This window comes from Flavobacterium sp. NKUCC04_CG (assembly GCF_019345525.1).
In the GTDB taxonomy this organism is placed as follows: Bacteria; Bacteroidota; Bacteroidia; order Flavobacteriales; family Flavobacteriaceae; genus Flavobacterium.
This window is the reverse complement of the sequence record NZ_JAHKRA010000005.1, coordinates 223,697-234,974: the sequence shown is the minus strand read 5'-3', so window position 1 is coordinate 234,974 and position 11,278 is coordinate 223,697. Positions and strand designations below refer to the sequence as shown.

Sequence of the window (11,278 nt, the reverse complement as noted above, 5' to 3'; positions counted from 1 at the left end):
TATCTGCGTATCTGCGTATCTGCGTATCTGCGTATCTGCGTATCTGCGTATCTGCGTATCTGCGTATCTGCGTATCTGCGTATCTGCGTATCTGCGTATCTGCGTATCTGCCCATCAGCCTATCCGCGCATCAAACTATTTGTCCCCAATTAATCAATTCTTCTTTAATCATTTGGAGGCCTCTTCCGGCTTTTTCTGGAATGATTTTTAGATGTTGGTATGTGGCTGCAACGGGGGCAGGATTGGGATCGATATAATAGACTACAGCCAGGTCGGAGGCGTAGTCCATGAGAGATGCAGCGGGATAGACTTGTAGTGATGTTCCAATTACAATTACAAAATCGGCTTCCTTTACCACATTGATAGCGCGTTCCATTTCGGGTACGGCTTCGCCGAACCAAACAATATGGGGGCGTAAGGCGTCTCCTTGTTCATTACGATCACTGCTTTTTAGATCTGTAGTCCAATCTAAAACCAGTTCGGGTGTTTGTAAACTGCGAACTTTTAAAAGTTCCCCGTGCAGATGGATGACGTTTTGGCTACCGGCGCGTTCATGTAAATCATCGACGTTTTGGGTAATGATGGTCATTTTAAAATCATTTTGTAAATCGGCTAAGATTTGGTGACCAAGATTAGGTTTTGCTTCCAGTAGTTGTTTGCGGCGTTGGTTGTAAAAGTCCAAAACCAATTCGGGGTTTTTATGCCATCCTTCGGGTGAGGCTACTTCCATCACATCATGGCCTTCCCATAGTCCACCGGCATCTCTAAAGGTATTAATACCACTCTCGGCACTCATTCCAGCGCCAGAAAGCACAACTAATTTTTTTTCCATATCTTTTTATTGTAAACGTATTGCAGTGTGGTTATCTTTGTTCTTTTAAGTAAGTTAATAATAAATAATGATTTCCACCAACAAACTATTTCAAAATATTGAATATCTAAACTATTTAGAAGATTTTATTACCGACAATCGCAAACAAGGTTTTTTAGAAGTTTTAAAAAAGAGAACCAAACATTTCACCATAGTTACCGAAGATCTCTTTCAATTGCATAACACCAGTGCTGTGATGCGCAGTTGTGAAGTTTTTGGTTTGCAAGAGCTGCATGTTATTGAAGCCAATATGGGTAAAACCATCGACAAAGAAATCGCAATGGGAGCAGAGAAGTGGGTAGATATTCACCGACATAATTCCAGTCAGCATTGTATAGATAATTTGCGTTTACAAGGTTATCAAATTGTTGCAACTACACCACATGCCGATTCGAGTTTATTGGAGAATTTTGATATTTCTAAACCGGCAGCTTTATTTTTTGGTACGGAGCGTTCGGGTTTATCTGACGAAATTATCAATCAAGCCGATAGTTATATAAAAATCCCTATGGTAGGTTTTACGGAGAGTCTAAATATTTCGGTATCCGCTGCCATTGTTATTCAAGATATCACTACGCGATTGCGTAATTCGGATATTTCGTGGCAATTGAGTGAATCGGAGGTACTTGAAAAGAGAATTGATTGGACCCGCAAAACCATTAAGGATATCGATAATATCACAGAACGATTTTTACAGTTAAATAGATAATCGCAGTATGGTTATTAAAATAGAGGCTGTATCATAGATTGTGACAGCATTTATTTTGAACGTTATTTTTATTCAAAAATCGCTTATCATATTGATTTTAATACGAGGCTTTTATTGCTCTACAGAAAACTATAGGGCGTTTTGTAAAACCCCATAGGGGTAAAACGATTGTAGAACCCCATAGGGGTGAAACGATTGTAGAACCCCGTAGGGGTGAAATGATTATGTCTTTAAAACAAAAAAGGCTGTCTAATAGACAGCCTTTAATTATTATTTGGTTTTCTTTCTCATTTTCATATTGATAAACTCTACAGCCAAGGAGAATGCAATGGCAAAATAGAGATAGCCTTTAGGTACGGCTCCGACTTCTTGACCGGCTAATACGGCATGTGAAAGGTGCATGCTTTCTGTGGTTAACATAAATCCGATCAGAATTAAGAACGACAAGGCTAAAATTTGTATAGAAGGATTCTTATTGACAAAGTTTCCTACTGGAACTGCAAAAATCATCATGACTCCAACAGAAACTACTACAGCTGCAATCATAATATAAAGTGCTCCTTCGACTCCGTTAGTCATTCCTACAGCGGTAAGTATACTGTCAACGGAAAAGATAATATCGATCATTAAAATTTGAAACAAGATGTTTCCAAATGATTTATGAATCAATTTTTTGGTATCTATAGGCGAGTCGTGATGTTCGATATGACTCACTTTTTCGTGGATTTCCTTAGTAGATTTGTAGATTAAGAAAATACCACCAGCTAATAAAATTAAGGCTTGGCCGTTAAAATCTGCTGTAAACCATCCCCAATCAACACTTAAAAAGGGTTCTTTCATAGCGATCAGATAGCTGACGCCAAAAAGTAGTCCAATTCGCATAAACATCGCTAAAAACAACCCGATTCGAGTAGCTCTTTTACGTTGTTCCTCGGGTAGTTTTCCCGTAACGATGGAAATAAAGATAATGTTGTCTATTCCGAGAATAATTTCAAGGAAAGTCAAAGTTAAAAATGCCACGATGGCATCTGCGGATAATAATACTTCCATATTCGTTTTTAATAGATTATTCGGAAACCTTTTCGATAACTCCGCGTTGTTTTTTTGCGTCTCCGACTATCCCGTACTCAAATGTGTAGGTTTTGCCCTGAGTGGTAATGATTTTCATGCTAACCGCTTTTTGTTCGGCTCTATTTTTAGGATTAATTTTTTGCAAGACGTATTCACAATCGTTAATCCAACGAATACTTGAGGTATCAACTTGACCTTCAAAAGTTTCGATTTCAATACTGTCGTTTCTCACAAATCGGGATGTTTTTTTAACTCCTTCAATTTCTGTTTCAAAGACAAACGTTCCCGTTTTAAAATCTTTACAATTGCGTTCTTGTTGATAACAGGACACCAAAACAAGTGTTAAAGGTATAAAAAAAAGCTTTCTCATGATATATGTTGATTTAAATTCTTAAATTATTTACCGAATAGGGATTTCATTAATGTTTGTATTCCTTTAAAGAAGAGAATCATAGAGGTAATACACATAAATATACCCAATCCCAATACAAAATAGTAAAGAGGGTGATTGGGGTTTTTAAAGGCACTGTTGATGACAACGGGTCCCATAAACATTAGGGGAAGGGTCACAGCTAGGTATTTAATACCTTTTACTAAAAATCTCCTATTGGTGTGATGTTGTTGCTCCATTTTATTAAGATTTATAATGTTCGATTGCTTGGCGAACCGTTTGATGTTGATCTAATAGTTCCGTTGCCTCTGCTGTACTTATATTTAGGGTACTACTGATTATTTGAATACCTCTTTGAATCAGTTTGGCGTTGGTCATTTTCATATCGACCATTTTATTGCCTTTTACTTTTCCCAATTGAATCATGGTAGTCGTAGAAATCATGTTGAGAACCAGTTTTTGAGCCGTACCTGCTTTCATACGGGAGCTACCGCTAATCAATTCAGGGCCAACAACAACTTCTATGGGGTAATTGGCTACTAGGGTTAGGGGGCTGGCAGCATTGGAAGTAATACAAGCAGTGGTTATTTGATGTTCCTTACATTTTTTTAAAGCTTCTATTACGTAGGGTGTAGTACCTGAAGCGGCAATACCGATAACGATGTCGTTGTTGTTGATTTGAAATTGTAAGAGGTCTAACCAACCTTGTTGCGGGTGGTCTTCAGCGTTTTCGACCGCATTTCTAATGGCTTGATCACCACCGGCTATAATACCGATAACGAGATTGTTATCAACACCAAAAGTAGGGGGACATTCGGAGGCATCTAGTATGCCCATTCTTCCCGAAGTTCCTGCTCCCATATAAAAAAGGCGTCCACCTTTTTTAAGTTTTTCCACCACTTGTTGTACGACGAGCTCTATTTGTGGTAAAGCGCGTTCGACAGCCAGAGGCACGGTTTTGTCTTCGGTATTGATGTGAGTCAATACTTCTGTAATAGACATTTTTTCTAAATGGTTATAAGCAGAATCCTGCTCGGTAGTTTTGATAAAGCTCATAAAAAGGCTGATATGGGAACCACACAAAGTTACATATTTTTTGCAATCTTCGGTTTAATTATTATGGAAAGGCTCGCTATTCAAAAGGCTTATTACAATTGGAAATTTTGAAAAGCATAAATATTTTTTAGATGTTTTCCAGACAAAGTATTGCGTAAAGAGAGAAGGGATTTATTTTAATAAAACAGGTTACTTCAGTATATCGAAGTAACCTGTAAAAACATAATGAATATCTCTTAGTTCTTAATGATTTTTAGTTCTAAGAATTCTTTTTCATTAACTATTGCTGTAATTAAATAAATTCCTTTAAGAAGTGTAGAAATATTTATAGTACTGGTATTTGATCGTATCAGTAATTGACTGCTTAAATTATATACAGCCATAGTAACTCTGTTGTTTTTATCAATAGGTATATAGGATACATTTTCATATTTATCAACATATAGTTTGGTTACTTCATAGGTGTTTTCATTTTCGGTAGGCATTACTCTGTATTGTGGATAATTGCCAGGATTATTGGGTTTACTAGAAGGAAGTGGTACCAAACTGGAATTTATGACAGTGGTGCCACAAGCATTTGTTACACTAACTTTAAAATTCGTAGACCAATTGTAACAACTACCATGTGCAGTGGCATTCATACCACTTCCATAGAAGTTAATTGGACAAAACGAGTTTTCGGAAATTTTTTCCCAAGAAATGGAATTTACATTTTGTGATACATTTCCTGTAAAAACCAACTTGGTTTTCGCCATGGTTTCTGTGCGTAAAGTGGACTCGAAAGTAAATACTGGTTTTCCAACCCAAACATCTTTATAGATTGTCGTTTCTCCACAGATTGCGGTTCTAAGTGTTAATTGGATTTTTATTTGCCCATTTAAGTTGTTTTTTCGTGTCAAGGTTATTTGAGAACTTCCCTGACCACTCATAGTAACAATATTTGATCCTTCTACAATTTGCCAATTGTAAATTTCAGAAATAGTAGGGGATGTAAATATTTCAGAGTTGCAAATTAAATTAGTTCCTCCAATTTTTGGAGCATTTAAACCTGTGCAAAGAAAACTGCAATCAGGTAAATCCGCGCTATTTCCATTTAATTCTTCACGTAACCAACTTCCATTTTTTGAATTAAAGCTAATATGACGAGCATTTTTTTCTGTTTCAGAAATGTAGTTTTTTAAGGGTGTATAATAACCATTGGTTAGAGTAGCTATAGTAGGGTAGGAGGCTCTATAGTCTTGGTCATTTAAAGCGCCATTTTGTTTTCTAATGTCTAAAGCACTTACAATTGGTATGAAATTGTGCTTTGGATTAGGGAAGGATCCGTCGATAAAATCTGAAAAGGATCCAACTGCATTTTCTATATTATTGTAACCGCCAGCATAAGTCTCCATGGGTAAATAGCTTGATGAAATGCTGTTTGACTGAGAAGTAATATTTGTCGAAACAGTAAAATTTAATCCAAATGCACGAATTATTTTTTTATGATAGCGTATTTTTCCGTAATAGATTTCTCTATTGCTATCCCATGTTTCTGGATTTGCTAACACATCGAAATCGTAATTAACTTTAGAAGACCCAGGAACATGACCTATGAATCCTAAAATGGGATTATTGGAAGTAAAGCCCCAAGCGGAAACAGCTAAATTAAAAATGGCTTTTCGAAGACGATCATTACCACTACTTTCGGATCCGTGTATAGATACTAACTTATCACGGCCACTAAATCCTTGACCTATACCACATTGATTTCCATTACTTATAGCAATATTTCTTGATTGAGTAGGGTAACCGACTTGATCAAATTCGTTTTGCCATTGAATGTGTGGTTGTTCTGTAGCTTGCTTACGAAGGGTTACATAATACTTATTCATTTGCATTGCTGCTGGTGTATCTTGTAAGGTTAGGGCTGCATTAGGGCTTGTGTAGTCTGCTAAGAAATCACTATCAAAAAGGCTACCTATGGTTTGAATAAAAGGTATTAGTACTTCTCCTACAGTTACTGCTAGAGGATTACTGGTGTATACTGATAAAGCATGACGGCTCAAATATTGAATACTAAGAGGGGTGTTTGAACCTTGGAGTGGAGAATCATGCATGACAAAAAGCCGAACATCGTGTTTTTTGTTTTGTTGTTCCATTTTTGCCAAACTATATCTGCTAATTAATCCACCCATACTCTGACCGAGAAGAACATTTTGCTCAGTGCTTCCGTTTCTGCTTTTTTGATTATTGACCCAAGTGATGACTTTTTGTAATGTTTTTGCATTTTCTCTGATATCTCCGACGCCATTAATCCAATCGATATAGATTAAATCGTATTCGGCAGAATCAGAATCGGTTAAGATTTCTCTTAGTTCACTTGTTGAATTAAGCGATTCTGTAAAATCTGACAATGTAAGGGAACCTCCGTGTTTTTCAGGAGTTAGTACGCTATTAGGGTCAAAACCTTCAGCTATAATAAATGGTTTTAAAATTCTACCTTGATGATTTGCGGATGTCTTTGTTCTAATCCAAGCACTATGTTTACCATTACTGATGTAATGATTTTCTGGTGCCTTTTGCGAAAGCTTTTTTAGCATTTTTGTAATTGAGGTCAATATTCTTCCATCGTTAAGAAAGGTTCTAAAGACCCAAGTGTAAGTACCATCTTCTTCATAATTCACTGTAATAGGTTCATTAAAAGGCAGGTTCTGAGGTCCATTGCCATCACTGAAATCAATTTCAATCCGCTCAATTTCTTCTAACGCATTTCCATAAAGTAGTTCCCTGGGAAAAAGCACTTCGAATTGATTGGTATCTATGATTTGAATAGGAGGAGTTATTGCGATAGTACTTTCTTCTTCGTAAGGATTTTGCCATACATTATCTACATAAACATCTTGATAATACATTTCTGAGTGTAATAGACCGGTATCTAATGCTCTTTGACTTATTTTTGAATACTTGTAATATAGCCCTGACAGTACTAGAGTAGTGTTCTCTTCTTGATTATGTATTTTTCTAAAATTTCCCCAGATATTTGCTATTTTTTCCATTTCGACAAAATGTTCCTGAGTACTAGGATGGATTCTACCCATTTGTAAGGTCTTATAAATATCGCTAAAAACGCCAATATCGACTTCTGCCTTATTGTTGTTCTCATATATGTTTTCATCTTTCCCATTGTAAATAGAAATATCGGTAAACTCCATGGCATAATCTAATAAAATTCCATGAGGAATGCGATTGGTTTCTAAATGACGAAAATATTGGCCGATATCTGCTGCCCATTCTCGACCTATTATTCTTCCGTCTTCTTGTTCGTTGTATTCGTCCTGCCCATAAGTAAAGTAGCTGCAGACCAGTAAAAACACAGATAATATAATTTTTTTCATAAATAAATAAAATTAAAGATTTAAAATAAATTTTGTTATTTGTTATTTTATCATAAATAATTAAAATAAACTTATCTATTTATTTTATTATAAACTAATTAATTTTTTCTTTTATTATGATTTTAGATTTATAAATAAAATATAATGAAGAATTCTCTCTATTTCTGAGGAAAATAACTATTTCATAATATTGCTACAATTAACATAAATTACAATTAACCTTTTTTATGTAATTTAATATTTCAAAACCTTTTAAACAATTTACTGTGTTTAGTGGGATAGTTTGCGAATAATTATTTATGCTTAGAATTAAGACATTCTAATAAAATGAACTTAACAAAATAATCAGTAATCGAAATTTTTGACTAGCATTTCCGTAGCCCTGTTAAGGAAAATGAAAGCAAAAAAAGTGTTGTTTAAAAAGTCAAAAGTGTATAGAGGAGAGCTGTAGTAGGAAGGGAATGAATTAATTAGTTTCTTTTGTTTTTTTATAGCTTAATATCGTCTAGAATAAACTACTTTTGCAGCAAGCAGACTGCCCTATCGCTAGTTCGTAAGAATTAGAGGAAAGTCCGGACACCACAGAGTAGCATAGCGGGTAACACCCGTCATTAGAAATTTTCTAAGAGGACAAGTGCAACAGAAAGTATGTACAGGTAATGCTGTAGTGAAACCAGGTAAACTCTATGCGGTGAAATGCCATGTATATTTAACGCTTGAGGGCTACTCGCCCGATGTTTTAGGGGTAGGCAGATGGAGCTATCGAGTAATTGATAGCCTAGATAAATGATAGGGATGCGTTTTTCGCATACAGAATCCGGCTTATAGGTCTGCTTTTTTTATTCTTCTTCACCGCTTGAAATGGTTTCGATTTCTTCTTCCGTTTGAAATTCAAAAAACGAAAACACAGAACCACCATAATTCTTTTGAAAAGAATAGTTGTCTAAGTGTTTTAAATCGGTGTATTTAGAGTGTTCTACCACCAACATACCTTCAGGGTCTAAAATGTTATTAGCAAAAACCAATTGAACGATACTTTCAAATTTCTCCAAAGTAAATTCGTAAGGAGGGTCGGCAAAAACCAAATCGTAAGACGCTTTGTGTTTTTCAAGAAACTTAATAACGTCTGATTTTAATGCCGTAATATCCAAATCCAATTCCTTAGCCGTTTTCTTGATAAAATTGACACAGCCAAAATCACCGTCAACACTTATGATTGGACCGGCTCCGCGAGATGCAAATTCATAACTGATGTTACCTGTACCAGAGAATAAATCCAATACTTTTAATTCATGTAAGTTAAAATGGTTGTTGAGTACGTTAAATAGTGATTCTTTACTCAAATCAGTAGTGGGACGAACGGGTAAATTTTTGGGCGCAGTAATTCTTCTACCTTTGTGTTGTCCGGAAATAATTCTCATGATTGAAATAGGATATAATATGAATTAAAATTTTGGGTTGTCGTGTTTTCTAATAAGGTTTGTAGCGGTTTAAAAGAAACCTCTCGAATGTATTTATAAGCCATGTGATAACATGGCGATTCTGCTGTAATAGCTCCCAATAGTACTAAGGATTGCTGATCTGGATTTAATTCCAGTTGTTCATATACAAATAATATATAGTAGATAAAATCCTCGGCTGTTTGGTATTCAAATGAATTAAATAATAATAATTGATCGTTTTTAATTACGATTAACTCAAAATGCGAATCTTGTATATAGGCGTATACCACCGTTTCATTGTTGTTGCTATTTTCTCTTAGCAAATGCGAAACTAGCGATGTATTGATGTTTTGATATACAAAAGAACCCAACTTATCGAGTAAAAAATTATTAACCGATATATAGGGAACATATACGTTATTCATTTGGTACAAATCCATTTCATCATAGGCGAAGAAATCAGTTGAAAAAACCTTAGTTGAATATTGTAAATAGGCGCCAAGCGTATTTTCGTCAAAAATAGCTTGAGGTACAAAGGTATTCAGCGCATTGTCATGCAGTACCAATACTTCTTCATAATTGTTGCCTAAACTTTGATATTTACTAAAAATAGCTTCTAATTGCACTTCAAGCGGAAGTGTAGTTTGTAAACTTTCGCGTTGAAATTCCAAAGTATTCTTAGTGAGTAAATCTTTTATGATAAAAGAAAACTCTTGCAAGGAAACCTGTATGATTAATTGACTGTAATTTTTCGGATGACTCATGGAGAATAATTTTGAGGTACTACTGCTAGAAACACCCGACAAATTTAAGCAAATTTTAAAGGAAGATATTCCTTTCGGGTTCAAAATCCTTAGTATCTTTGAAAACTAATCCGTTTTTACCTATTTATAATGACGCCCTCCAAGTTTCACCGTTTGCTTTTGGATCATTTTCCCTTTGAAGCAACCCTAAAACAAGATATATTTTTTCAAAAAATCGCACATTTCGTAACCAGCAGTAAACAAGACGAGCTTTTTGTACTTAAGGGCTATGCCGGAACAGGAAAAACAACCTTACTATCCACTGTAGTTAATGCGTTGCATTTTGTAAATAAGACAGCTGTAATGTTGGCTCCAACGGGCCGTGCCGCAAAGGTAATAGCTAACTATTCCCAATTGCCAGCTTTTACGATTCACAAAAAGATTTATTATCCAAAAAAGGGTAAGAGTGATGGCGTACAATTTACGATGCAGGTTAATAAGGCGCGAAATACTATTTTTATAGTAGATGAGGCTTCGATGATTTCGGATACGGCAACCGATTCTAGCCTGTATCAAAACGGTTCTTTATTAGACGATTTGATTCATTATGTATATAGTGGACGCAATTGCAAATTGATTTTAATTGGCGACACAGCTCAGTTACCGCCGGTACACATGGATATTAGCCCCGCGCTAAACATCGATCAATTAGCACTGGGATTTCAAATGGAGGTAGATCATATCGAATTGGATGAAGTAATGCGTCAGGAAGAAAATTCTGGTATTTTATACAATGCTACTGAATTGCGCACTTTGTTGAATTCGCAGTTTTTCGATACGTTTAAATTTTACTTAAAAGGCTTTAAAGATATAGTCCGATTGCAAGACGGGCAAGATATCCAAGATGCTATTTTAACAGCTTACGACAAACAAGGGCCGGAGGAAACGGCGTTTATTGTAAGAGCCAATAAACGAGCGAATCAATATAACGAACAGATACGTACTCGAATACTAGATAAGGAGAGTGAGCTTTCACCAGGGGATTATATGATGGTTGTTAAGAACAACTATTTTTGGCTAAAAGATTCTACGATTACAGATTTTGTAGCCAATGGGGATATTATTGAAATTCTACAAATCCATAAGATACAAGAATTATATTCGTTTAAATTTGCGATGGTTAAAGTGCGGATGATCGACTATCCACAAATGGCTCCTTTTGATACGATATTATTGTTGGATACCATTGAAAGTGAATCTCCAGCTTTGACTTATGAAGAGTCTAATCGATTGTATCAAGAAGTGATGCTGGATTATCCGGAAGAAAATTCCAAATATAAAAAATTGCAGAAAGTAAAGCAAAATGAGTATTTTAATGCTTTACAAGTTAAGTTTTCTTATGCCATTACTTGTCATAAATCACAAGGAGGCCAATGGAATACTGTATTTATAGAACAACCTTATCTACCAGACGGTATATCAAAAGAATATATTCGTTGGTTATATACAGCCATGACTCGTGCCAAAGATAAATTGTATTTAATTGGTTTTAAAGACGAGTTTTTTGAAGATTAAATCGAATTTATTATTTAAATTGTTAACAATATATAGCTTTTAA

10 protein-coding genes and 1 other RNA gene are annotated in these 11,278 nt (G+C 35.3%); 3 read left to right on the top strand and 8 right to left on the bottom strand.

The features are described from left to right. Positions 1-130: 130 nt before the first annotated feature. Positions 131-832: an NAD-dependent deacylase gene (locus KO524_RS06145; RefSeq protein ID WP_219291795.1), complete on the bottom strand. Its 702-nt coding sequence runs from the start codon at positions 830-832 to the stop codon at positions 131-133. 67 nt (positions 833-899) lie between these two features. Here KO524_RS06145 and KO524_RS06140 point away from each other — a divergent pair, with 67 nt between their 5' ends. Then, positions 900-1,580 (top strand): RNA methyltransferase, encoded by a 681-nt coding sequence (locus tag KO524_RS06140; protein ID WP_219291792.1) that lies wholly within the window; start codon positions 900-902, stop codon positions 1,578-1,580. 270 nt (positions 1,581-1,850) lie between these two features. Here the strand turns inward: KO524_RS06140 and KO524_RS06135 are convergent, their stop codons facing one another. The 5 genes from KO524_RS06135 to KO524_RS06115 form a co-directional block, all read right to left on the bottom strand. Next, complete coding sequence (locus KO524_RS06135; protein ID WP_219291789.1) at positions 1,851-2,630, bottom strand: TerC family protein; 780 nt, start codon at positions 2,628-2,630, stop codon at positions 1,851-1,853. Positions 2,631-2,646: 16 nt separating this feature from the next. Further along, complete coding sequence (locus tag KO524_RS06130; protein WP_219291787.1) at positions 2,647-3,021, bottom strand: DNA topoisomerase IV; 375 nt, start codon at positions 3,019-3,021, stop codon at positions 2,647-2,649. A 26-nt stretch (positions 3,022-3,047) separates the two neighbouring features. After that, entirely contained in the window at positions 3,048-3,281 is a 234-nt protein-coding gene (locus KO524_RS06125; protein WP_219291784.1) for a DUF6095 family protein, read from the bottom strand. 4 nt (positions 3,282-3,285) lie between these two features. Further along, on the bottom strand, positions 3,286-4,098 hold the full coding sequence (murQ, locus tag KO524_RS06120; RefSeq protein ID WP_219291782.1) for an N-acetylmuramic acid 6-phosphate etherase: 813 nt from the start codon (positions 4,096-4,098) through the stop codon (positions 3,286-3,288). A 236-nt stretch (positions 4,099-4,334) separates the two neighbouring features. Continuing rightward, entirely contained in the window at positions 4,335-7,475 is a 3,141-nt protein-coding gene (locus KO524_RS06115; RefSeq protein WP_219291779.1) for a T9SS type A sorting domain-containing protein, read from the bottom strand. A gap of 527 nt (positions 7,476-8,002) precedes the next feature. Here KO524_RS06115 and rnpB point away from each other — a divergent pair. Next, positions 8,003-8,316: RNase P RNA component class A (gene rnpB / locus KO524_RS06110), an RNA gene on the top strand. Here the strand turns inward: rnpB and rsmD are convergent. Together rsmD and KO524_RS06100 are read right to left on the bottom strand one after the other, a co-directional pair. Further along, the gene (gene rsmD, locus KO524_RS06105) at positions 8,315-8,896 is read right to left on the bottom strand and encodes a 16S rRNA (guanine(966)-N(2))-methyltransferase RsmD (RefSeq protein ID WP_219291776.1); all 582 of its coding nucleotides are present in this window, start codon (positions 8,894-8,896) and stop codon (positions 8,315-8,317) included. The genes rnpB and rsmD overlap by 2 nt on opposite strands. Next, positions 8,893-9,681: a DUF3822 family protein gene (locus tag KO524_RS06100; RefSeq protein WP_219291773.1), complete on the bottom strand. Its 789-nt coding sequence runs from the start codon at positions 9,679-9,681 to the stop codon at positions 8,893-8,895. The genes rsmD and KO524_RS06100 overlap by 4 nt, the downstream gene beginning before the upstream one ends. A gap of 129 nt (positions 9,682-9,810) precedes the next feature. On the opposite strand from KO524_RS06100, the gene KO524_RS06095 reads away from it, so the two are divergent. After that, a complete protein-coding gene (locus KO524_RS06095) occupies positions 9,811-11,235 on the top strand; it encodes an ATP-dependent RecD-like DNA helicase (RefSeq protein ID WP_219291770.1) in 1,425 nt (474 codons plus the stop codon). Positions 11,236-11,278: the final 43 nt, after the last annotated feature.